Origin of the sequence: Pseudomonas cichorii, from assembly GCF_003700275.1 — a bacterium.
In the GTDB taxonomy this organism is placed as follows: domain Bacteria; phylum Pseudomonadota; class Gammaproteobacteria; order Pseudomonadales; family Pseudomonadaceae; genus Aquipseudomonas; species Aquipseudomonas cichorii_B.
The window spans coordinates 30573-53098 of record NZ_RBRE01000068.1 but is presented as its reverse complement, the minus strand read 5'-3'; the positions used below and the strand labels follow the sequence as shown (position 1 = coordinate 53098).

General features: G+C 59.3%; 23 protein-coding genes and 1 pseudogene. 9 read left to right on the top strand and 15 right to left on the bottom strand.

Translation table 11 applies throughout. The annotated features are described in order from the left end of the window. The first annotated feature begins 31 nt into the window (after window positions 1–31). Both ALQ04_RS18515 and ALQ04_RS18510 read left to right on the top strand, forming a co-directional pair. Window positions 32–1201, top strand: coding sequence for a p-hydroxyphenylacetate 3-hydroxylase oxygenase component (locus ALQ04_RS18515; protein WP_122317196.1), 1170 nt, complete (start codon window positions 32–34; stop codon window positions 1199–1201). Window positions 1202–1269: 68 nt separating this feature from the next. Next, entirely contained in the window at window positions 1270–2223 is a 954-nt protein-coding gene (locus ALQ04_RS18510; RefSeq protein WP_122317195.1) for a p-hydroxyphenylacetate 3-hydroxylase reductase component, read from the top strand. Window positions 2224–2277: 54 nt separating this feature from the next. On the opposite strand, the gene ALQ04_RS18505 is transcribed toward ALQ04_RS18510, so the two are convergent. Beyond that, window positions 2278–3606 carry an alginate export family protein gene (locus tag ALQ04_RS18505; RefSeq protein ID WP_122317211.1) on the bottom strand — a complete coding sequence of 443 codons (1329 nt, stop codon included), beginning with the start codon at window positions 3604–3606 and terminating at the stop codon, window positions 2278–2280. Between the two features lie 286 nt (window positions 3607–3892). Here ALQ04_RS18505 and ALQ04_RS18500 point away from each other — a divergent pair, with 286 nt between their 5' ends. The 3 genes from ALQ04_RS18500 (at window position 3893) to feaR (ending at window position 7038) form a co-directional block, all read left to right on the top strand. Continuing rightward, a complete protein-coding gene (locus tag ALQ04_RS18500) occupies window positions 3893–5392 on the top strand; it encodes an APC family permease (protein WP_122317194.1) in 1500 nt (499 codons plus the stop codon). Further along, on the top strand, window positions 5373–5957 hold the full coding sequence (locus ALQ04_RS18495; protein ID WP_122317193.1) for a DUF3156 family protein: 585 nt from the start codon (window positions 5373–5375) through the stop codon (window positions 5955–5957). The genes ALQ04_RS18500 and ALQ04_RS18495 overlap by 20 nt, the downstream gene beginning before the upstream one ends. A gap of 118 nt (window positions 5958–6075) precedes the next feature. After that, window positions 6076–7038, top strand: a complete 963-nt coding sequence (gene feaR / locus ALQ04_RS18490; RefSeq protein WP_122317192.1) for a transcriptional regulator FeaR — start codon at window positions 6076–6078, stop codon at window positions 7036–7038. A gap of 58 nt (window positions 7039–7096) precedes the next feature. Here feaR and ALQ04_RS18485 read toward each other — a convergent pair whose 3' ends face one another. The 6 genes from ALQ04_RS18485 to ALQ04_RS18460 all read right to left on the bottom strand — a co-directional run bounded on the left by ALQ04_RS18485 (window position 7097) and on the right by ALQ04_RS18460 (window position 11980). Next, the gene (locus ALQ04_RS18485) at window positions 7097–7861 is read right to left on the bottom strand and encodes an SDR family oxidoreductase (protein ID WP_122317191.1); all 765 of its coding nucleotides are present in this window, start codon (window positions 7859–7861) and stop codon (window positions 7097–7099) included. Beyond that, window positions 7854–8654, bottom strand: a complete 801-nt coding sequence (locus ALQ04_RS18480; protein ID WP_122317190.1) for an SDR family NAD(P)-dependent oxidoreductase — start codon at window positions 8652–8654, stop codon at window positions 7854–7856. Before ALQ04_RS18480 ends, ALQ04_RS18485 begins: the two co-directional genes overlap by 8 nt. Continuing rightward, window positions 8647–9468: a molybdenum cofactor biosynthesis F family protein gene (locus ALQ04_RS18475; protein ID WP_122317189.1), complete on the bottom strand. Its 822-nt coding sequence runs from the start codon at window positions 9466–9468 to the stop codon at window positions 8647–8649. Before ALQ04_RS18475 ends, ALQ04_RS18480 begins: the two co-directional genes overlap by 8 nt. 84 nt (window positions 9469–9552) lie before the next feature. Further along, complete coding sequence (locus ALQ04_RS18470) at window positions 9553–10212, bottom strand: LuxR C-terminal-related transcriptional regulator (RefSeq protein WP_122317188.1); 660 nt, start codon at window positions 10210–10212, stop codon at window positions 9553–9555. Window positions 10213–10263: 51 nt separating this feature from the next. Further along, window positions 10264–10629 carry a cupin domain-containing protein gene (locus tag ALQ04_RS18465; protein ID WP_122317187.1) on the bottom strand — a complete coding sequence of 122 codons (366 nt, stop codon included), beginning with the start codon at window positions 10627–10629 and terminating at the stop codon, window positions 10264–10266. A 52-nt stretch (window positions 10630–10681) separates the two neighbouring features. Next, complete coding sequence (locus ALQ04_RS18460; RefSeq protein ID WP_122317186.1) at window positions 10682–11980, bottom strand: FAD-binding oxidoreductase; 1299 nt, start codon at window positions 11978–11980, stop codon at window positions 10682–10684. Between the two features lie 221 nt (window positions 11981–12201). Here ALQ04_RS18460 and hpaR point away from each other — a divergent pair, with 221 nt between their 5' ends. Further along, window positions 12202–12624 carry a homoprotocatechuate degradation operon regulator HpaR gene (gene hpaR, locus ALQ04_RS18455; RefSeq protein ID WP_122317185.1) on the top strand — a complete coding sequence of 141 codons (423 nt, stop codon included), beginning with the start codon at window positions 12202–12204 and terminating at the stop codon, window positions 12622–12624. A gap of 55 nt (window positions 12625–12679) precedes the next feature. Here the strand turns inward: hpaR and hpaI are convergent, their stop codons facing one another. Genes hpaI through ALQ04_RS18415 form a run of 8 tightly spaced genes read right to left on the bottom strand, consistent with a single transcriptional unit; the run spans window position 12680 to window position 19914 of the window. Further along, on the bottom strand, window positions 12680–13480 hold the full coding sequence (gene hpaI, locus ALQ04_RS18450; protein WP_122317184.1) for a 4-hydroxy-2-oxoheptanedioate aldolase: 801 nt from the start codon (window positions 13478–13480) through the stop codon (window positions 12680–12682). Window positions 13481–13498: 18 nt separating this feature from the next. Next, complete coding sequence (gene hpaH, locus ALQ04_RS18445) at window positions 13499–14302, bottom strand: 2-oxo-hept-4-ene-1,7-dioate hydratase (protein WP_122317183.1); 804 nt, start codon at window positions 14300–14302, stop codon at window positions 13499–13501. Window positions 14303–14314: 12 nt separating this feature from the next. Then, entirely contained in the window at window positions 14315–15619 is a 1305-nt protein-coding gene (locus ALQ04_RS18440) for an MFS transporter (RefSeq protein WP_122317182.1), read from the bottom strand. A 49-nt stretch (window positions 15620–15668) separates the two neighbouring features. Continuing rightward, entirely contained in the window at window positions 15669–16061 is a 393-nt protein-coding gene (locus ALQ04_RS18435; protein WP_122317181.1) for a 5-carboxymethyl-2-hydroxymuconate isomerase, read from the bottom strand. A gap of 46 nt (window positions 16062–16107) precedes the next feature. Then, the gene (hpaD, locus tag ALQ04_RS18430) at window positions 16108–16965 is read right to left on the bottom strand and encodes a 3,4-dihydroxyphenylacetate 2,3-dioxygenase (RefSeq protein ID WP_122317180.1); all 858 of its coding nucleotides are present in this window, start codon (window positions 16963–16965) and stop codon (window positions 16108–16110) included. Window positions 16966–17009: 44 nt separating this feature from the next. Next, the gene (gene hpaE / locus ALQ04_RS18425) at window positions 17010–18470 is read right to left on the bottom strand and encodes a 5-carboxymethyl-2-hydroxymuconate semialdehyde dehydrogenase (protein WP_122317179.1); all 1461 of its coding nucleotides are present in this window, start codon (window positions 18468–18470) and stop codon (window positions 17010–17012) included. A 5-nt stretch (window positions 18471–18475) separates the two neighbouring features. Next, the gene (locus ALQ04_RS18420) at window positions 18476–19246 is read right to left on the bottom strand and encodes a fumarylacetoacetate hydrolase family protein (protein ID WP_122317178.1); all 771 of its coding nucleotides are present in this window, start codon (window positions 19244–19246) and stop codon (window positions 18476–18478) included. An 11-nt stretch (window positions 19247–19257) separates the two neighbouring features. Further along, window positions 19258–19914 (bottom strand): fumarylacetoacetate hydrolase family protein, encoded by a 657-nt coding sequence (locus ALQ04_RS18415; RefSeq protein WP_122317177.1) that lies wholly within the window; start codon window positions 19912–19914, stop codon window positions 19258–19260. A gap of 196 nt (window positions 19915–20110) precedes the next feature. Between ALQ04_RS18415 and hpaA the strand changes: the two genes are divergently transcribed. From hpaA to ALQ04_RS27710, 3 genes and pseudogenes are all read left to right on the top strand, one after another. Next, a complete protein-coding gene (hpaA, locus tag ALQ04_RS18410) occupies window positions 20111–21013 on the top strand; it encodes a 4-hydroxyphenylacetate catabolism regulatory protein HpaA (protein WP_122317176.1) in 903 nt (300 codons plus the stop codon). A 170-nt stretch (window positions 21014–21183) separates the two neighbouring features. Continuing rightward, a pseudogene (locus ALQ04_RS27715) lies at window positions 21184–21960 on the top strand (PAS domain-containing protein); the annotation flags it as partial. Between the two features lie 30 nt (window positions 21961–21990). Next, complete coding sequence (locus tag ALQ04_RS27710; protein WP_409077275.1) at window positions 21991–22500, top strand: methyl-accepting chemotaxis protein; 510 nt, start codon at window positions 21991–21993, stop codon at window positions 22498–22500. Window positions 22501–22526 lie beyond the last annotated feature (26 nt).

Sequence of the window (22526 nt, the reverse complement as noted above, 5' to 3'; positions counted from 1 at the left end):
CCCGGACATCCAATAATAAGCAGGGCCGTCCATGAAAAAGCCAAACCCGCTCCTCGAAGATCTCAAGTCCATTCTGCCGACCATCGCTGCCAATGCCTTCCAGGCCGAGCAGGACCGCAAGGTGCCGGATGAGAACATTGCACTGCTCAAAGGCATCGGCATGCACCGAGCCTTCCAGCCGAAGAAATTCGGCGGCATGGAAATATCGCTGCCGCAGTTTGCCGACTGCATTGCCTTGCTCGCCGGCTCCTGTGCCAGCACGGCGTGGGCGATGAGCCTGCTGTGCACGCACAGCCATCAACTGGCACTGTTCCCGGCCAGACTGCAGCAGGAAGTCTGGGGTAATGATCCGGATGCCACGGCGAGCAGCAGCATCGCGCCGTTTGGCCGTACCGAAGAGACTGAAGGCGGTGTGCTGTTCAGCGGGGAAATGGGCTGGAGCAGCGGCTGCGATCATGCCGAATGGGCGATTGTCGGTTTCCGTCGCAAAAACGCTGAGGGCGGTCAGGACTATTGCTTCGCGGTACTGCCACGCAGCGACTATCAGATCCGTGATGACTGGTTCGCGGCGGGCATGAAGGGCAGTGGCACCAAGACCCTGATCATCGACAATGTACTGGTGCCTGAACACCGGATCCAGAAAGCCAGGGACATGATGGAAGGCAAGTCCGCAGGCTTCGGCCTGTATCCGGACAGCAAGATTTTCTACTCGCCGTATCGTCCTTATTTTGCCAGCGGTTTCTCCACTGTCAGCCTCGGGGTGGCGGAGAGAATGCTGGAGGTGTTCCGCGAAAAGACCAAAAACCGCGTGCGAGCGTATACCGGTGCAGCGGTCGGCGCGGCGACTCCGGCGTTGATGCGTCTGGCCGAGTCGACTCATCAGGTTGCTGCCGCCCGAGCGTTTCTTGAAAAGACCTGGCAGGAGCATGCCGAACACAGTGAGCAGCAGCGCTACCCAAGCCGCGAAACCCTGGCGTTCTGGCGTACCAATCAGGCGTACGCCACCAAGATGTGCATTCAGGCCGTGGACCGTCTGTTCGAGGCCGCCGGTGGCAACGCCTGGTTCGAGCACAACGAGATGCAGCGCCTGTTCCGCGACTCGCACATGACCGGTGCGCATGCCTACACCGACTACGACGTTTGTGCGCAGATCCTCGGTCGCGAGCTGATGGGCCTGGAACCCGATCCGAGCATGATCTGAGTCGCACCGTCACAAAGCCCCGATAACAACAATCAGGACTGCTCCTGCAGGCAGTCCGGGAGTCTTGCATGTCTGAGAACAGCGCTTGCGCAGCCACTGAAACGACCTTCGATCCACGGGCCTTTCGCCGGGCACTGGGCAATTTTGCCACCGGCGTCACGGTAGTAACCGCCACCGACAGTTCCGGGCGCAAGGTCGGCGTCACGGCCAACAGCTTTAATTCGGTGTCGCTTGACCCGCCGCTGGTGCTCTGGAGCATCGACAAGCGCTCCAGCAGTTACGAGGTGTTCGAGCAGGCCAGTCATTTTGCGGTCAATGTGCTGGCAGCGGATCAGATCGACCTGTCCAACAATTTCGCCCGCTCCAGGGATGATCGCTTCGCCGGGATCGAGTTCGAGACGGGCGAGGGCGGCTCACCGGTATTTGCCAATTGTTCGGCGCGTTTTCACTGTGAAAACCATCAGCAGGTGGACGGTGGCGATCACTGGATCATGATCGGCAAGGTCGTGGCCTTCGACGATTTCGGGCGCTCACCGCTGCTCTATCATCAGGGCGCCTATTCCATGGTCCTGCCGCACACCCGTATGACCCGACGCGACGAAAGTCAGCCGGGCAGCCATTTCCAGGGGCGTCTGAGCCACAACCTGTATTACCTGATGACCCAGGCGGTGCGTGCTTACCAATCCGCTTATCAGCCTCGGCAATTGTCCACCGGGCTGCGCACCAGCGAGGCGCGGATGTTGATGGTGCTGGAGAGTGACGCTGGCCTGAGCGTGAACGAACTGTTGCGGGAAGTGGCGATGCCGGTCCGGGAAATCGATGAGGCGGTGGCCAATCTCAAACGCAAGGGGCTGGTCGATGCCGATGACAGTCGGGTACGCCTGACCCCAGCCGGCATCGAACAGACCGAAGACTTGTGGACCATTGCCCGCGAGCAGCAGGACAAGGTATTCGCCGGTTTCAGCGAAGAGCAGGTCGAAACGTTCAAGACGGTATTGAAGCGACTGATCGAGGATTGCTGAGCGCCCAGCAATTGACCGTCTTCAGGAGCTGCCCGGGCAGCTCCTGAAAAACATTCAGAAAGGCACGGCCACGGTCAATTGACTGTAAACGTTGGTGCCGTTACCACCCACCTGATTGCCGCCCGTGTTTTCATCCTTGTCCGGCTTATACAGGCCCACCAGCGGTGTGATGATCAGGTGTTCGTTCACCGCCCACTCGGCATACAGATCCAGCTCACGACCATCGAGGTTCAGCGCGTCATTCCTGTGCAGGGTCTTGTAGTCGAAGAACAGCACGCCGACGGTCACCGGCTCCAGCGGCTTGAGCTTGAGCGCAACATGCTGGATCGCGCTGTTGCTGTTGAACGGGCCTGAATAGTTGCCGCTCACTTCTCCCTGGAACCAGGTGCCATAGCCACGGTTGACGCCATTGAACATCGAATCCCAGTCTTTCGAGTAGCGGCTGTAGCGATAGGTCAGGTCCGGTGACCAGGGCAGGTCGGCAAAGGTATAGCCTGCCTCGGTGTACCAGGCTTTTTGTGCGCCGGCGTCCTTGTCCTGCCAGGCATATTCAAAGGAAAAGTGGGCGTTCTCTATTCCTGCATTGCCCGCGCCCCGCAGGCTGTAGATGTTCATGCCCTGGCGTTGCTTCTGGAAGTCGCTGGCATACTGGTCGTCAACGTCAATGCCATGGATATAGGTCAGCCCCAGGGTTCCGGGCACTGCGGTGTATTCCAGCGTGCCGGCGGCCATTTCGGTACTGGCCTGGGCGCGGTTGTCCGACTTGATCCACATCAGGCTGCCGTGCACACCGTCCTTGCCGCCAAGACGCAGCACGGCCGTTTCGTCGAAGGCGTGGCGCGCGGCGAGATAGTAGGCGCCGCCGCGATTGAACTCACCGTCCGCTACGCCATTGCCCAGGTTCAGACCGTCATCGTTGATGATGAAACCATCGCCCAGAGTAATGATCTGGCGGCCGAACGATATATCCACGCCATCCTTGCCGAGTACCGGGAAAAGATCGCCGGAACGCCAGCCAGCGAAGGCTTCATCAAACTTTGTGGTGCGTTCCGTGCCGTCGGTAATGCCCGCGGCATCGCCATCGCCCCAGGTGCCGGAACTGACCAGATTGGCGGTGCCGTAGACACTACCCAGATCGCCCATGGTCTGATCGACGCTCAAGCCATATTTGATGAAGCCTTCGCGCCAGCTGGAACCACCGCTGGTGCCGTCGTAGTTCTTGCGACTGTTGAACATCCCGTAGACCGCAAGAAAGTTGCCGGTGACCCGAGTGTCGTTGTCGGCATACAGTTCATGGGCCTGGGCCGATGAGCCTGCGATCAACAACGCGATACCCAGGCCCACGGCCTCATACGGTGATCGTGTTTTCAGTGTGTGCTCCATGAATTTTCCCCGGTTTTTATTGGACAGCCCGATGGCTTGAGTGCGCATTAGGGCGATCAGCGCCGGAGGAAGTCTTTCATCTGCGTGCCAGGGAATTGATCCTGCCAGACACGCATCAAGCGCTGGCAGGCAGCAACAAGAGTGGCGGCAGACACAGGCAAGACGATGCGTATCTCTGGGGCGCAAAGTGATTCTGCATAGGGGCACCGTTTCGATCAGGGCCTTGCTGGTTCCTTGAGCAGCTCGCGGTATCCACACTAAAAATCCGCTTTCGAGTATCTGCACTATGTCGATCAATGACAGGCTCACTGAACATTTGAACCGGGGTACGGTTGGTTTTCCCACTGCGCTTGCCAGCACCATCGGCCTGATCATGGCCAGCCCGGTGATTCTCACTGCGACCATGGGGTTTGGCATCGGCGGTAGCGCCTTCGCGCTGGCCATGCTGATTGCGGTGGTGATGATGCTGGCCCAGGCGACAACCTTCGCTGAAGCCGCGTCGATCCTGCCGACTACCGGCTCGGTCTACGACTACATCAATTGTGGCATGGGCCGTTTTTTCGCGATCACTGGCACGTTGTCGGCCTATCTGATTGTCCATGTGTTTGCCGGCACAGCAGAAACCATTCTTTCCGGGGTCATGGCGCTGGTGAACTTCGAGCACCTGAACACCCTGGCCGAATCGGCTGGCGGCTCGTGGCTGCTTGGGGTGGGATTTGTCATCGTGTTCGGGGTTCTCAATATCTTCGGCGTCAGTGCGTTCGGCCGGGCCGAAATCATCCTGACCTTCGGGATGTGGACGACCCTGATGGTGTTCGGCGTACTGGGGCTGATCGCAGCACCGGCGGTAGAACTACAGGGCTGGTTCGGTGAGTCGCTGGTCGGCACCGACCTGATTACGATTCTGTCGCTGGTGGGCATGGCGATGTTCATGTTCGTCGGCTGTGAGTTCGTTACACCTCTGGCCCCGGATCTGCGCCAATCGGCGAAGGTCATGCCCAGGGCGATGATTCTGGGTTTGCTGGGCGTGATGACCTGCATGTTCATCTATGGCGCAGCAATGAAGCGCCAGGTGGAAAACGTCTTGTTGGACGCTGCCAGTGGTGTGCATCTGCTGGATACACCCATGGCGATTCCACGGTTTGCCGAGCAGGTCATGGGCGATATCGGTCCGATATGGCTGGGGATCGGTTTCCTGTTCGCCGGCGCGGCGACCATCAATACGCTGATGGCGGGAGTGCCGCGTATTCTCTATGGCATGGCAGTCGACGGCGCGTTGCCGAAGTTCTTCACGTATCTGCACCCGCGCTTCAAGACGCCGCTGCTGTGCATTCTGGTCGTGATGCTGATTCCCTGCCTGCATGCGCTGTATCTGGGCGGCAACGCCGACAACATCATTCCTCTGGTGCTGGCGGCCGTATGTGCCTGGAGTTTTTCCTATCTGCTGGTGACGCTGTCAGTGGTGATCCTGCGGATCCGTCGCCCCGACCTGCCGCGTGCCTATCGCTCGCCATTTTTCCCGCTGCCGCAGATTCTTTCCAGCGCCGGCATCCTGCTGGGCATGTGGTTCATCACGCCGCCCGGTATGAATCCGGCAGATATCTACATTCCTTTCGGCGTGATGCTCGGCTGCACCGCAGCCTATGCGCTGTTCTGGGCACTGGTGGTACAGAAAGTCCATCCATTCAAGCCAGCGTCGGTGGAGTCCGTGCTGACCAAGGAGTTTGCCAATGAGCCGGGTCACCTTCACAGCGCATCTGTCGAGCATGCTGCAAAAGCTGTCTGAGCTGTTCAGTGCCAGCCGCGCCCCGACCGGTTATCGACCGGGGGTGACCCTTGAGCACTTGCGCTGCAACCTGGGCCTGGCCAGTTTCGAGCAGACCGGGCCGATAACTGCCCGGCTGTCTGTGAACGATGACAGCCTGCAACTGGAGCTTGTCGAGCGCACCGAGTCTCAGTTGTTGATGCACCTGGTCATGACCGAGTTCGTGCTTTTTGTACCTGCTTCACGGCAGGGCACGGCACGTTTCGAGGTGCACCATGGCGGGACTTTTCGCCGCACCGGGATTCGCTGTCGGCAACGTCACGGAGACGCTGCACTGCTGGCCGCTTTGCAAGCCGGGTTGCAGACAGACAGCGTGCTGTATCAAGCGCTGATGCCGCTGGACTTCAAACGCTTGCGCATTGATCTGCAAGGACAGCAGTGGTGCGTACGGCTGGAGCATATGGGCGGTAGCGAGGTGGTCAACCGGATGCCGGCCTTTCGGCGTTACATTGCGTTGAGCCGCGATCAGCGTACCTGTCTGTTCGAGGCGTTGTCTGGATTGCAGCGGGTGCTGCGCATGCTCTGATCGGTGATTCTGGCATCATTAATGCTATCCACTTTGGCATCTACGTACTTGTTGCGCGCATATAGATAACATGTTAACTATTGCGCAACAAAAACAAAAAGCCAAGGTGGAGGCAACCATGAGCATTCAACAGAGTGTGCAAGACGGGCTGGAAAACTGGAGCCGGGATCTGCGCGCCGTTTGCGGCCACTTCGACACTGAACTGGCCTTCAATCGCTCGCTGTTCATCGGCAATGTTTCCAAGTTTTCCCGCGGTGGTTTGCCCCTGGCCAACCTGCGCACCAATGCCGGCGTGATCAAGCGCCCCGAAGCCAATGCCGACCACGATAACGACCAGCATTGCTTCCTCGTCAGCCAGCGCAGCGGCTATTGCCAGATCTCGCAGAACGGTCAGAGCATTCAACTGGCGCCGGGCGAGTTGCTGCTGATGGACTCGGTGGGCTCCATCGAAATCACCCCGTTCGGCCTTATCGAACATGCGTCGCTGTCCTTGTCCCGCGAAGAAGTGTGCAAGCAGTTTGGTGGTCATCCCAGGACTTTCGGCAAGATTTCCTCAAGCAAGGCCTGCGGCCGGATGCTGCATGTGCTGATGGACCAATTGTGCAAGGATGAGCTGGACGGCGAGGGCTTCCTTGGAGAAGGCCAGGCATTGCAGTGTGCATTCATATCGCTGCTCGGTTCGGCGTTTGAGCAGGACGGTGATGCGCGTGACGACAGCGCATCGTTGCAGGGCAGCAACCTGCGCAGTTATGTCCAGAAAGTCATTGATGAATCGCTGACCCAGCCCGGCCTGAGTCCGGTAGGGCTGGCCAATCGGCTGAATATCTCGGTGCGGCACTTGTACCGCTTGTTTGAAGAGCAGGACGACAGCGTCTGCCGCTACATTCAACGGGCACGCCTCAAACGTAGCGCCGATGACCTGACCAACCCGTTCTTGCGCAGCGAATCGATCACCTCGATTGCCTACAAATGGGGCTTCACTGATTCGGCGCATTTCAGCCGTTCGTTCAAGAAACAGTTCGAGCTGTCACCCAAGGATTTCCGTTCCAGCCATTTGCAGCAGGCGGTTGGCGCAGCTTGATTTCCATGCCCAAGCGGGGCCTGGAAAAGCCCCGCTTGGGCATGTGAAAAACGCCGTATCAAACCTCCGGCAAGGTCGAGCCACCGTCGACCACCAGCGTCTGGCCGGTGACATAAGCCGCCAGATCCGAGGCCAGAAACAGCATGGCCCCGGCAATATCCGCGGCCTTGCCAAGCCGTCCCAGTGGCACCCGACTGGCGATGTCCCTGTTCAACTGGTCGTCCCCCAGATTGCCCATCGCCGGTGTGGCGATCATGCCTGGCTCGACGCCATTGACCCGCACGTTGTAGCTGGCCAGCTCCAGTGCGGCATTGCGGATGAAGCCGTTGACTCCGGCCTTGGACGCCGCATAGTGGCTCAGTCCTGGATAGGCTACCCGCGGCCCGGTGACAGATGACGTCACCAGTACGCAGCCCTGGCCTTGGCGACGGAACATCGGCAGCGCTGCCTGAGTCAGCCAGAACAGCGCCGAAAGGTTGACCGCCAGGGTTCTGTCGAGAATCGAAGGGGTAATTTGCGCGAACGGCGTGAGAGGAAAGTAACCGGCGTTGTGCACCAGAATGTCCAGTCGTCCCAAGCGTTGTTCGAGCCCCTGAACCAGTGCAAACACCGCCGTGGATTCGGCCAGGTCAACGGCCACGGCTTCTACCTGACAGTCCTGCGCGGACAACTCGGCAGTCAGTGCCTGGGCCTTTTCCAGATCAAGGTCGGCGATTATCACGTGTGCGCCGCGTGATGCGAAGGCTTCGACGATCGCCCGGCCAATGCCTTGCGCCCCACCGGTGACCAGAGCGGTTTTGCCGCTGAAATCAAGATCAGACATGAGCCTGCTCCATGTGCACATAAGCCAGCGTCGGCACATCGACAATGCTCGAACCACCGTCGGCCACGATGGTGGCGCCGGTGATGATCGACGCATCGCTGGAGGCCAGGAAACGACAGACCTGGGCGATTTCCTCGGCGCTGGCGGGCCGCCGCAGCGGCACATCGGCGCTGACGCGGTCATAGGCTTGCTGCAGCGTCTCGCCATAGAACTCCATCAGCGGCTGCATTTCCTGATCGGCCATCGGCGTGCGAACCCAACCGGGGCATACGGCATTCACTCGCACGCCGCGTGGCCCGTAATCCCTGGCCAGCGAGCGATTCAGGCCGAGCAGCGCATGCTTGGCCGTGGTGTAGCCGCAGACTTCAGGCCCCGCCGCGAGTGACGCAATCGAGCCGATCAGGACAATATTGCCGGTATTTTCCAGTAGCAGCGGCAAACAGGCGCGGGCACTGTAGAAAGCGCTGTCCAGGTTGCTCCGCAATGCGGCCTCCCAGGTTTGCGGGCTGGTATCGGTGGCGCTGCCCAGGCCATGGCCGCCGGCACAGGCCAGCAATACATCGAGTCGGCCATAGCGTTGGCGAATCTGTGCCACGAACGTGTCCCAGGTGTCTGGACAGGCCGCATCGCCGACCAGAACCAGCCCGCCGGTTTCGCGGGCAACCTGTTCCAGTGGCTCGCGGCGGCGGCCGATCAGCACCAGATTTGCGCCTTCGGCGGCGTACAGTCGCGCGCAGGCGGCACCGATGCCAGTCCCGGCACCGGTGATTGCAATAGTGCGTGGCTCAGGCATCGGGATATTCCGTCTGGTTGAGAACCTGGCAGTAGGAACTGACCGGGAAGTTCGACAGCTCATCGAAAGACGACTGCGCATAACCGAAGATCTTGCCGTCGCTGCGGTGCTGCTGCAGATCGATCAGCACCACACCGAGGGTCGGAATGATCTTTTCGCGCCAGACGAACAGGTACAACTGGTCGGCAATCTTGTAGTAATGGCAGCGATCGGTATCGCATAAACCCTTTTCAACGCCCTCAAGGCACTGCCAGGAATAGAACTGCGAGTTGAGGTAGATGTGTTCGTAGACTTCACTCGGGCTGTAGCGATACAGGTTGCGCAGGCCGGTCAGCTCGCTGGTCGGTGCGTGCGGGCATTGTCCTTCCTGCCACGGACGATCAAGGCTGCCATGCAGGAACTCCACTTCGACCGAGGTCAGGTTCTTGCCGGCCAGTGCCCGGCTGTAAAGGCCTTCACGGGTCTGTTCCTGAGTCGGCATGCGGCCGATGACGGCGGTGAAAGACGCACTGGTGGTATCGAGCACCAGGCTGATCGACCAGGCCTGTCCGGCCTCGTGTTTGATGAAATCCACCAGATACAGGCCGGGGCGTACCGAGGTGGCCCGGTAGTTTGCCGTGCCTGTGGAGTGGCCATCGGCAGCGCTCCAGGACACGCTTTGTTGTTCGAAACGATGCTCGATCTTCCAGCCATTGGCGAAGTTCAATGTGAAGAACCTGCCGTTCAGGTCGGCCAGGCTTGGCAGGATGAATGCTTCGGGGGCGAAACCGTCGGCCAGGGCGCCAACAGTGATCCAGTCGGATGAGGTCGTCATTGCAATGCTCCGGTTGTATGAAATAACAACCTGAGCATGCGGGGCGCAGAGGTGCCTGCCTATCAACCGGATGGTTGAGTCGGGTCAGAGAAACAGCGTCCCGACCAGTTCCGTACGGCTGCTCACTCCGGTCTTGCGAAACAGGTTGATCAAGTGGGTCTTGACGGTTGGCAGACCGATATCCAGTTCCCTGGCCAGTTGCTTGTTGCTGGCGCCCTGGCGCAACAGCAAGGCGATCTGGCGCTCCTTGGACGTCAGGCCTGCCAGCGGATCTTCACATGACTGCATGTTGGCGACAGCCAGTTGCAGCAAGGTCTGCAAGGCCGCGAGCCGGGTCAGTTGGTCGCTGGTGAAGGCGCCTTGTTCGGCGGTGCGCAGCAGCGAGATGGCGGCCTGAGGCTGGCCGGCGCGGTGGGCAAGGATCTCCACCACGTCAACGACGCCATAGCGCTGCAGGAAATCCTGATAATGCTGGCTGTCCTGCCTCGGTTGCCGGGCCATGGCCAGGCCCAGAGGCACGACGCTGAGTCCGCTGGACATGCAGTTAAGCGGTCGCAGCGGGTCGAACTGGCGGTAGTTGTCCAGGTAATCGCGATGCATTTCACCGCTCATGCCGTACAACTGGAAATCACGCGCCTGCAGTTGGCGGTCGACACAGTAAAACGCAGCCTGGCTTACCGGGACAAGCTGAGTGAAAGCCTGCAGGCAATGGCCGGCGACTTCCCGGGCAGGGATTGCGTTCATGAGGGTTCACCTCGCCAAGGTGCTGCCGGTGGGTTCCGGCAGCCAACTGTATCAGGCGACAGCGAAATAGTGTTTGACGAAGCTTTCACTGACGATTTCCCAAAGCACTGGAGTGCCTTTGGTCACGAACCAGCTGTCACCTGCCTTGTAATGAGTGCGTTGGCCAGTGCTTTCGTCGGTCAGGATTACCTCGCCGGTGACTACTGTGGCTTGTTCGGCGAACGGATAGGTCATGCGGAACTTGCCTTTGGTCGTGCCGAAGTAGGCGCTACTGACCGGATCGGTTGGCGCGCCGAAGGTCATTTTGCCAAAGGCTTTGACTTCACCTTCGAGAATTTCCGAGCCAAGGTCGGCGACGGTGCCCCAGGCGTCGAGTTCTGACAGCTGGATATCTTTTTTGAGTGTGACGAGGGTCATGGCTGTTGCTCCTGATGAGTAAGAAGAAAAGATGAATGAGGTTTGCGAGGCGTCAACGACGCCCGTTCCAGTAACCCGAGGCCTGGTGCCAGGACTTGCCGGCCGTCAGTAACAGCGGACGAAGCAGGTCTTTGCCAATGATGGTCGGGCGCCTGATCGAACTGACCAGGTCATAGCGCGCCGAGCCTTCGCTCATGCCCTCGGCCAGCACCTTGCAGATGATGTGGCTTGGGGTTACGCCAAAGCCCGAGTAGCCCTGGACGAAGAAGGCGTTGCTGCGACCGGGCAGGGTGCCGATCTGCGGGAAAAGGTTCGGGCTGCAGGCCATCGGTCCGCCCCAGGCCAGATCGATTTTCACGTCCTTGAGGTACGGGAATATCTTCAGCATCAGGTTGCGGTTCCAGGCTTTCAGGTCCTGGGGTATATGCTCGACCAGCGGTGTGGCTGCGCCGAACAGCAAGCGGTTTTCGTTGGTGACGCGGTAATAGTCGATCACCGGACGAATGTCGCTATAGGCACCGCGGATCGGACTGATGCGCTGGATCAGCTCATCCGACAGTGGTTCGGTGACCATCTGGAAGGCGTAGGTGTTGATGGTCGAGCGGTGCAGTTCGGGTTCCAGTCTGTTGAGGAAACTGTCGCAGGCCCACAACAGCTTGCTGGCCTTGACCGAACCGCGTCCCGTCCGCACGGTAATCCGCTCGCCGTAGCTGACTTCCAGTGCCGGGCTGTTCTCGAAAATCCGCACGCCATGGCTGACCAGCGCCGTGGCTTCACCGAGCAGCAGGTTCAAGGAATGCACATGGCCGCCGCCCATGTGCAGCAAGGCGCTGCTGTATGCGTTGGAACCGATGATTTGCCTGACGTCCGAGCCGCCGAGAAAACGAATCTCGTGCTTGCTGTTGATCGACTTGAAGTCTTTTTCCCAGGCGCGCAGGGTCTTTTCCTGACGGGCGTTGAAACCCATGTAGCCATAGCCGTGGCAGAAGTCTGCATCGATGTTGTACTTGGCGATACGGTCCTTGATGATGTCCGCGCCCAGGTCGCTGATCTCGAAAACCTGGCGCAGGCCATCTTCACCCACGTCCTTCTTGATCTTCTCAAGGTCGTGACCGATACCGGCCATGATCTGCCCGCCATTGCGCCCGGTGCCACCGAAACCCAGATAGCGTGCCTCCAGCACGACGATATTGGTGATGCCTTTTTCGGCCAGTTCCAGCGCGGTATTGATGCCGGAGAAACCGCCGCCAATCACCACAACGTCAGCTTCCACATCCTGTTCCAGGGTCGGGAAAGCGAGATTGTATTTTTTGGTGGCCGTGTAATAGGTGGGCGTTTCGATATTGATCATGACGCAACCTGAAAAAGTGAAGGAATACGCTACGGCAGGGCTTCAAGAAGCTCTGTCCTGAATGATGCTTATTAAAGGGGCTGGCCGTCTGCAAGTCTTGATTCTCTGTGCCGGAGTTTTTGATTCAGCGCGCCAGTTGCGCAAGTCATAGCGTGTCCTGGCCGGGACAGTGGTAAAGTTTTGTTAAACTGTTAACTAACTCAACCGTGATCCCGAATCCAATGCTCAAACCCCGGCAATCCCTGACCTTGACTCTTCTGCAAGCCCGCGAAGCGGCGATGAGTTTCTTTCGTCCCTCGCTCAACCAGCACGGCCTGACTGAACAGCAATGGCGGGTCATCCGTATCCTCAGCCAGCATGGCGAGCTGGAGGTTTACCAATTGGCGGAACTCGCCTGCATTCTCAAGCCGAGCATGACCGGTGTGCTGGTGCGCATGGAGGTGGCCGGGTTGATCTGTCGGCGCAAGGCCGAGCAGGACCAGCGACGTGTGCTGGTAACCCTGGCAGAAAAGGGCGAGGCCTGTTTTGAATCCATGAGCCAATGCATGGAAGAGAACTATCAGCGCATACAAGAGCAACTGGGAGAGGAGAAGCTGAGGACCTTGCTCGGGCTGCTCGATGAGCTGAAGACCATCAAGCGCTGAGTGTCTCGATCGACTGTCGCGAGCGACTTGCCTCGCGACAGCGAATGGCGTGTGGTCAGTACACGCTGACGGAGCTGTTGGGTGGCGGGGCGTCCTTGAATCTGGCGGCGAGGGTTTGCAAGCCGCGCATCAGCACCGTGGTGTCGACACCGACGGCAACGAACGCGGCGCCCAGCTCGATATAGCGCCGGGCAAGTTTTTCGTCTGCGCTGAGAATGCCAGCGGCCTTGCCGGCCTTTTGAATCCGCACAATGGCGTCTTCGATGGCCGTCTGGACTTCGGGAGCGCCCGGATTGCCGCGATAGCCCATGGATGCACTCAAATCCGCCGGACCTATGAATACCCCGTCGACCCCTTCGACTGCGGCAATTGCATCCAGGTTGGCCAGGCCTTCGAGACTTTCGATCTGTACCAGCAGGCACATCTGTGCATCGGCCTGATCCAGGTAGCCGGGAATGCTGTTCCAGCGCGACGCACGGGCCAGGGCGCTACCGACTCCACGTTTTCCCTGTGGCGGATAGTGAATGGCGCGTACCAGTTCCTGTGCCTGCGCGGCACTTTCGACCATCGGCACCAGCAGCGTCTGGGCACCAATATCCAGTACCTGTTTGATCAGTGCGCTATCGCCGATCACCGGGCGGATAATCGCCTGGCTGGCGTAGGGCGCGACGGCTTGCAACTGGCTGAGCATGCCGCGCAAATCATTGGGCGCATGTTCACCGTCGATCAGCAGCCAGTCGAAGCCGGCATTTGCCGCCAGTTCCGCACAGTAGGCGTCGGCCAGTCCCAGCCAGAGGCCGATCTGTGCGTCGCCACTCTTCAGGCGCTGTTTGAACGTGTTGATGGGCATGTCCATGGAACAATCCTCCAGGAGTCAGACAAAGCGGCAGGAAATGGAACCCAGCATGTCGTAGTCGACATGAAAGGTATCGCCGGGGTTGGCCGCCACCGGGCGAGTAAAGGATCCGCCGAGAATGATTTGCCCCGCTTGCAGGGTGACGTCATAAGGCGCCAGTTTGTTCGCCAGCCAGGCGACACCCTTGGCCGGATGGTTCAGCACGGCGGCGGAGACGCCTGACTCTTCGATTACGCCGTTGCGGTAGAGCACGGCCGGCACCTTGCGCAGATCGATCTCGCCAGGCCGCACGGCGCGACCGCCCATGACCACGCCGGCATTGGCAGCGTTGTCGGAAATGGTGTCGAACACCTTGCGGGTGGCTTTGCTTTGCGGGTCGATCTGTTGAATCCGTGCGTCGATGATTTCCAGGGCCGGGATTACCCATTCAGTGGCGTCGAGCACGTCGAAAATCGTGCAGTTCGGGCCTTTGAGCGGCTTGCCGAGAATGAATGCCAGTTCCACTTCCACTCGCGGCACGATAAAGCGCTCGAACGGAATGTCGGTGCCTTCGTCGAAGAACATGTCGTCGAGCAGGGCGCCGTAATCCGGCTCGCTGATGTTCGAGGACACTTGCATGGCCCGCGAGGTCAGCCCGATCTTGTGCCCGACCAGCTTGCGTCCGTCCTTGATTTTCTGCGCGACCCAGGCGCGCTGGATGGCATAGGCGTCTTCGATGGTGATCGCCGGATGGTCGAGAGAGAATTGGCGCACCTGCTCTCTGGTGCGTTCTGCCCGGTCCAGTTGTGCGGCGGCTTGCAGGATGTGCTGTTGATCGAGCATGACGAAGATCTCTTACTGTGGATTGACGATGGCAGCGTGGGTACGCAGGACCAGAAAGGCGCCAAGGGCGATGAACAGCGCCAGCACATACAGGGCGAGGCTGGCGCTCTGGGTGGTGTCGCGCATCCAGCCGATCAGGTAGGGCGCGAGAAACGATGCGATGCTGCCGAACGAGCTGATCAGCGCGATGCCGGCGGCCTGGGTGCCGTTGGACAGAAAGGCCGGCGGCAGTTGCCAGAACATCGGCAATGCGGCGCTGGCGCCCATCCCGGCGACGATCAGGCCTGCCAGAACCGGCAGCGGATTGCCCGGTGCCATGCCCGCCACGGCGATACCGGCGGCAGCCATCAGCAGCGGAATGCACAAGTGCCAGCGGCGCTCACGGTGGCGGTCCGATGAGCGTCCGCAACCAATCATGAAGAAGCAGCCAGCCAGATAGGGCAAGGCACTGAGCAGGCCGACCTGGCTGTCGCGGTCGATGCCGGCGCCGTGAATCAGGGTCGGCATCCAGAACGCCAGGGTGTTGACCGCCAGCATCACCGCAAAATAGATTGCCACCAGCAGCCACACCTGCGGATTACGTACGATGCCGCCGAGCGAGGTGATGGATTTGCGTTGCTCTTCACTGCTCAACTGCACACGCAATTGTTGTTTCTGCGTCGGGTCGAGCCATTTCACGGTTTCAAAGCTGTCCGGCAGGTACTTGAGTACCACCAGGCCCAGAATGACCACCGGCGCTCCTTCGATCAGGAACATCCACTGCCAGCCGCGCATGCCGCCCAGCTCGTGGAAGTTTTCCAGAATCGCACCGGACAACGGTCCGCCGATGACGCCGGCCATGGGCACGGCAATGGCAAACAAGGCGGTGACCTGGGCCCGGCGCCGGGCCGGGTACCAGCGGTTGAGATATACCAGGATTCCCGGAAAGAAACCGGCTTCGGCCATGCCCAGCAGGAAGCGCAGGGTATAGAAACCGCTGGCGCTTTCGACCCAGAGCATGCCGGTGGAAAGCATGCCCCAGACCACCATCAGGCTGGCGATCCAGCGTCGTGGCCCGACCCGGTCCAGTGCCATATTGCTTGGAACACCGAACAGTGCGTAGGCGATGAAGAACAGTCCGGCACCCAGGCCGTATACCGTGTCGCTGAAGTGCAGGTCGGCACTCATCTGCATCTTGGCAAAGCCGATATTGATCCTGTCCAGATGAGCGAACAGGTAACAGATCAGCAGTAATGGCATCAGTCGCCAGGTCACGATGCCGTGAGTGCGATCGTGTTCGGCCTGTGAGGGACTGTCGGCGGTATTGGCTGTGCTCATATTGTTGTACTTTTTGTTTGAGTGGCCGTTGGCGGAAGGCTGATGTCGATCAGCCCGCCTGTTTGTTCAGGAACGCATGTACGTTGTTCTGCTTGAAATTGAGTTCGGGGTGCAGCTCGATCATCTCGAACGAAAGCGCCAGCAGGCGTTGCGACTGTAATTCGGCGAAGTGCCCGGTGATCACCATGAACAGCGTTTCGGCGACGGCCTGGCGGGTAGGCAGATCCCGTCCGTGACCGACTTTCAGGGTCATGTGGACGAAGGCGTAATCGTGCTTGCCGTCGGCCATGCGCCAGGTGTCCAGGCGTACCCCGCGGCTGCGAATGCCGCCCAGGGGAAACACGCCGCTGTCTCCCAGGACGGTGTGAACCTTTGCGAACAGCGCGGGCAAATCGGCTTGCTGTTCGATGTTGTCGGTGTACTCGGCGATGAAATGCGGCATATGCGCTCCCGGCCGCGAGCAGCCGAAGGCTGCCCGCGAACCCATGTCAGAGGGGGAAAATGGCGTTGATCTGGCCGGTGCCGGAGCTGCCGAACGGCGGCGTGAGGATCTCGGCAGGTTTGTCGTATTCAGGTCCGCCGAGCAGTCCGAGGAGCATGGCGGTGTCGTGCATCTTGCCTTCACCGAAGCAATGCTCGGCGTAGTCCGGGAGCATCGCGCAGAACTCCTTGAAGCGGCCTTGCTTCCACATCTCGACCACGTGCAGGTCCATTTGCTTGTCGAATTCACGGGTCCAGTTGTGGATGTTGGCTTCGGCCTGGCGGTCATCCGAGAAACGGTGGGACAGTGAGCCGGAAGCCAGCACCAGCACCTTGCGATCACTCTTCTCGATGGCCCGGCGCACGGCCGCGCCAAAGGCAAAGCTGTCTTCCAGACGGTGCCAGGCACACCAGGCTGCAATGGAAATCACGCTGAGCTTTTTCTCGTCCGGGACGCCCATGTGCATGTAGCGCATCGGCACCAGCGTGCCGTATTCCAGCTCCAGGCTCGGGATGTTGTGAGCCATGCTGCGGACCCCGGCAAGATTGGCTTCGGCCGCGATCAGTTCGCCCAGTTCCGGGCAGCCGGGGTATTCGTACTCCATGTTCTTGATGAAGTGCGGCAGTTCGTTACTGGTGTAAGTACCCTTGAAATGCTCGCCACAATTGACGTGGTAACCGCTGTTGACCAGCCAGTGCACGTCGAATACCACAGCGGTATCGGCACCGAGCTCAAAGGCGCGACGGCCGATTTCCTTGTGTCCGGCAATCGCTGCCTCGCGACAACCGTGATGTTTGCCGGGCATCTCGGACAGATACATCGAGGGGACGTGGCAGATCTTCGCGGCCAGAACGACTTCGCCCATTATGACTCTCCTGTAATTGTTGTTTGATCAAGTCTGCCTGAGGTTCAGATGCCCCAGCGCGGAATATGATGACTGCCCATGGAAATGCAGACGTTCTTGATTTCGGCGAAGACTTCAAAACTGTATTGGCCGCCTTCGCGCCCGGTGCCGGAACCTTTCACGCCACCAAACGGCTGACGCAGGTCTCGCACGTTCTGGCTGTTGATGAATACCATGCCGGCTTCGATGCCGTAGGCCAGGCGATGTGCCTTGCCGATATCCTGGGTCCAGATATAGGACGCCAGCCCGTATTCGGTATCGTTGGCGAGTTGCAGAGCCTCGGCTTCATCCTTGAACGGGATCAGGCACACCACCGGGCCGAAGATTTCCTCCTGGGCGATACGCATCTTGTTGTTCACGTCGGCAAATACTGTGGGCTGGATGAACTGCCCGCGGCTCAGGTGTTGCGGCAGGTTGGCAGGGCGTTCCAGGCCCCCGGCGAGGAGGGTGGCGCCTTCTTCGAGGCCGATCCTGATGTAGCCGGTGACCTTGTCGTAATGGGCCTGGGTGATCATCGAACCGACCTGGGTTTTCGGGTCTTGCGGGTCACCGACGATCAGGCGTTTGGCGCGAGCGGCAAACTCGGCGACAAACTGCGGGTAGACGCTTTCCTGAATGAAAATCCGGCTGCCGGCGGTGCAACGCTCGCCGTTGAGCGAGAAGATGGTGAACAGTGCCGCATCGAGTGCGCGCTCCAGGTCGGCGTCTTCAAAGATCAGCACCGGCGACTTGCCGCCTAGCTCCATGGAGTACTTTTTCAGGCCGGCGGTCTGCATGATTTTCTTGCCGGTGGCGGTGCCGCCGGTGAAGGAAATCGCGCGCACGTCGGGGTGGCGAACCAGTGCGTCACCCGCGCTGGCACCGTAGCCCTGGATGACGTTCAACACGCCTTCTGGAATACCGGCCTCGACCGCCAGACGCCCCAGTTCATTGGCCGTCAACGGTGACAGCTCGGACATTTTCAATACCGCAGTGTTGCCCAGTGCCAGGCAGGGCGCGGTCTTCCAGGTCGCGGTCATGAACGGTACGTTCCATGGCGATACCAGCGCACAGACACCCACCGGCTGGTAAAGGGTGTAGTTGAGCATCTGGTCGTCGACCGGATAGCTGTGGCCGTCCATGCGGGTGCAGACTTCAGCGAAGAAGTCGAAGTTGTGCGATGCGCGGGGAATCAATACATTTTTGGTCTGATGGATCGGCAGGCCCGTGTCCAGGGTTTCCAGTTCTGCCAGGCGCGGAACGTTCTGTTCGATCAGTTCGCCGAGCTTGCGCATCAGGCGGGCGCGCTCTTTGGCCGGGGTATTGGCCCACTTCGGAAAGGCTTCCCTGGCCGCATCCACGGCCTGGGCGACTTCTTCGGCACCGCCGCTGGCGACTTCGCCGATGGCTTCGCCGGTGGCCGGGTTGTAATTGACGAAGGTGTCTTTGCTTTCGACCTCGCGGCCATTGATCCAGTGTTTGATCATGTTGCTCAAGCCTCTTTACGCGCGGAGAAGAATTCCGCTTCGCTGACAATTCTGTTGACCAGGCGACCTACGCCTTCCACTTCCACAATCACCTCATCGCCTGGCACCACATCGGCCAGACCTTCCGGCGTGCCGGTGGCGATCATGTCGCCCGGCTGCAGCGTCATGAAGCTGGACAGGTATTCGATCAGATAAGGAATGTCGAAAATCATGTCTTTGGTGCTGCCTTCCTGACGCAGCTCACCGTTGATCCAGGTGCGCAGTTTCAGGTCGCTTGCATCCGGCACATCGGCGACGTCGATGATCCACGGGCCGACTGGGGTCGTGGCGTCACGGTTTTTTACCCGCAGGTTGGGCCGGTAATAATTTTCCAGGTAGTCACGGATCGCGTAGTCGTTGCACACCGTGTAGCCAGCCAGGTATTCCAGAGCGTTTTCACGTTTGACGTTGCGCGCCGGCTTGCCGATGACGGCTACCAGTTCGCACTCGTAATGCATGTAGGCGACGTTATCCGGACGCCATGTGGCCTGGTTATGGCCGGTGTAGGTGCCGGGGGACTTGATGAATGCCAGCGGTTCGGTGGGTGGTGTGAAAGCCAGTTCAGCGGCGTGGTCGGCATAGTTCAGGCCCAGGGCGAACATGTTGCCGGTGGCCGGTGGCAGCCATTGCACCAGGTCTTCGGCCAGCAGGCGGCCGTCGGCCAGACGCACGGCGTTCTGTTCTTCGACCTGGACGCGGTGGACTTCGCCTTCAAAGCGGATTCGGGCGTGTTTCATGGGAGCTCCTGTTACTCGGCCACGATGTGGTTGACGAGGCGGCCCAGGCCGCTGATTTCGACTTCGACGGTGTCGCCGGGCTGCACATCGACGCGGCCTTCCGGAGTACCGGTAATCAGCACGTCGCCCTCATGCAGGGTCATGAACTCACTGATTTCGGCGAGCAGTCGGGGAATATTGCGTACGAAGTTGGCCGTGGAGTTTTGCTGGCGCAATTCACCGTTGACGAACAGTTTCAGACTGAGCTGATGCGGATTGGCGATCTGATCGCGGGCCACCAGTTCCGGGCCGAGCGAGCAGAAGCCGTCGCGGCACTTGGCTTTTACAGCCGGGCGGTAATAGGTGTCTTCCGGCAGGCTGAATTCATTGACGATGGTGTAGCCCGCCACATGTTCCAGGGCGTTTTCGATGCTGACCCGGCTGGCGCTCTTACCGATCACCACGCCCAGTGCCGGGCCCGGTTGCAGGCGCTCTCCCTGCGGATGAACCACGGCGCCGTCATGGCTGTTACGAGTGTTGGGCGTCTTGATGAACAGCACCGGCTTGATCGGTGGCTTCTGGTAAGGCGCTTGCTCGAATTCGGCGATACGTTGGTTCAGCAACCCCTGATAGTTCAGCGCAACGCCGAACAGGGTGCCGCTCGCAACATCATGCAGGGCACGGCTCATGCTTTTCTCCTGGCAGGGACGGGGCAGGGACTGCTCCGTGGAATATTCGTTAATGTGTTAATGTTATAATTAATATGTTAACTATCGTCAAGCGTGGCAAAATCCTCGGTAGTAGCCAGTCGCCGCAAACCGGTGCAGGATGAAAAACGGTGTACGGCCAATACCCTGAACAGGAAAACAATAAGAGAACGCCGCGATGATCGATCGTCAGCCGATCCCCAATATCAACATCGGTCAGGTCTACGACCAGCGCTACAGCGACGCCGAAGTGCATTACGACAAGCTCGGCAACCTGGCGGAGTTCTTCGGCCGCAACATGCCGGTGCATCGACACGACCGGTTTTTCCAGGTGCATTACGTGAAGAGCGGTGCGGTGCGTGTTTATCTGGACGATCAGCAGTACCTCGAATCGGGACCGATGTTTTTTTTCACGCCACCCACGGTGGCCCATTCCTTTGTGACTGAAGCGGATGCAGACGGCCATGTGCTGACAGTGCGCCAGCAACTGGTCTGGCAATTGATTGATGCCGATCCGAGCCTGGCTCGCGGTTCGCAGTTACCGGCAGCCTGTGTCGCGCTGGCACGGCTGGACCCGCAATTTCACCCGGAGATTCGCAGGCTCGAATTTCTCTTCGAGGAACTGTGCAGCGAGATCAATGCCGATGGATCTGGACGCGGTTCGGCACTCGACAGCCTGACGCGGCTGATCATGGTCAGCCTGCTCAGGCTCTGCATCAATTCTGTGGACGCGCGCCCGGCACGCCACGAAGACCTGCGAATCTTCCATCGCTTCAACGAACTGATCGAAGCGCACTACCTGCAACACTGGCCGCTACCGCGTTACGCCGACGGGATCGGGGTCACCGAAGCGCGGCTCAACGATGTCTGTCGGCGGATTGCCGACCTGCCCTCGAAGAGGTTGATCCTTGAAAGAATGATGCAGGAGGCCAAGCGCCTGTTGCTGTTCACCGGAAGCTCGGCCAACGAGATCTGCTATCAGTTGGGTTTCAAGGATCCGGCCTATTTCAGTCGGTTCTTTCAACGTTATGCGCAGATGACGCCAGGAGAATATCGCCAGCGAAAATCGGGTCTGCGTTGAGGCACTGAACCTCTCTGGAAGCGTCGATTGTCTGTGGGGTGAGCATGGTCGTATCCGCTGCCCTGAAAAATGCCTTTTAAAGCGAAAAGATTGCACTTTTCATCCCGTCCAGCGGCTAAAGACTGCAAGCTGGTGCCGATACAGTTGTTAACCTTCCTCGGATACACATAATGTTCAATTCCCATTTGAAAAAAGCCAATAAGGCACTGGAACTTCGTCTCGCCATGCTGGAGCAGGCAGGCAAGGTTCTGGATCTGGAAACTGTTGCCGCTGTTCTGGATAGCCGAGGGAAGGTGCAATCCATTAACGCTCTGTTCGAGACCGAACTTGGCTATTCGCCAAGCGAGATCGTCGGGCGCAGTCTTTTTGAGTTCAGCCCGTCAGAGCTGGGCAATGACACCCATCAGAAGCGCGCGCTTGCAGCGATTCGGGAAGGAAAGCATTTCAGCGGGACGCTGCGGCTGAACCATAAACAGGGCAGCAGGGTCTGGCTCAGGACGATTGTCGTACCCCTGAAGAATGAAACCGGTGGTATCGAGCAGGTGACGCTGTATTCGAGCGTTTTGACCCGCACGATCGAAGCGTCGCGGGAAAACGAGGCGCTGGTCAATGCGCTGCATCGTTCTACAGCGGTGATCGATTTTACCCTTGAGGGGAATGTGATCGGCGCCAATGAAAACTTTCTCAAATCCATGGGCTATGAACTGGCCCAGATCAAGGGCAAGCATCACAGTATCTTTTGCCTGCCCGAAGAGTCCGGTTCAGACGCCTATAAGAGCTTCTGGGAACGACTGCGCCGGGGCGAGTTCATCGTTGACCGTTTCCGACGGGTCGACAAGTACGGTCGCGATGTATGGCTTGAGGCTTCGTATAACCCGATTACCGATGCGAATGGCAAACTTTACAAGATTGCCAAATTCGCCACCGTCATCACCGATCAGGTCGAACGTGAAAAAGCGGTGACCGATGCTTCGGATATGGCCTATCGGACTTCTGTCCAGACGGACAGCACGGCTCAGCAGGGGCGGGAAGTTATCAAGAGTACGGTCGAAGTGCTGGACCGGTTGACCCGGTCCATGCAGGAAGCCACTCAAGGCATCGAAGCGCTGGACTCTCAGAGCCAGGCTATCGGCACCATCGTAAAAACGATCAGCAGCATTGCCGAGCAGACGAACCTGCTCGCGCTCAACGCTGCCATCGAGGCGGCCCGCGCGGGTGAGCAGGGCCGTGGTTTTGCCGTAGTGGCCGATGAAGTGCGGCAACTGGCTTCCCGCACCAGCAAGGCAACCGAAGAAATCATCAATGTGGTGAAGGAAAACCAGAACCTGGCGTCGGGTGCTGTGGGCGTGATCGTGCGCAGTACCGAACAGGCCACTGAGGCGCTGACACTCGCCAACGATGCCGACCGGGTGATCCAGGAAATTCAGGAAGGGGCGAATTCTGTGGTGCGTGCGGTCAGCAGTTTTGTGAATCACAACGCCAACTGAAATCTGTTGAAGGACTGAAAACCCTG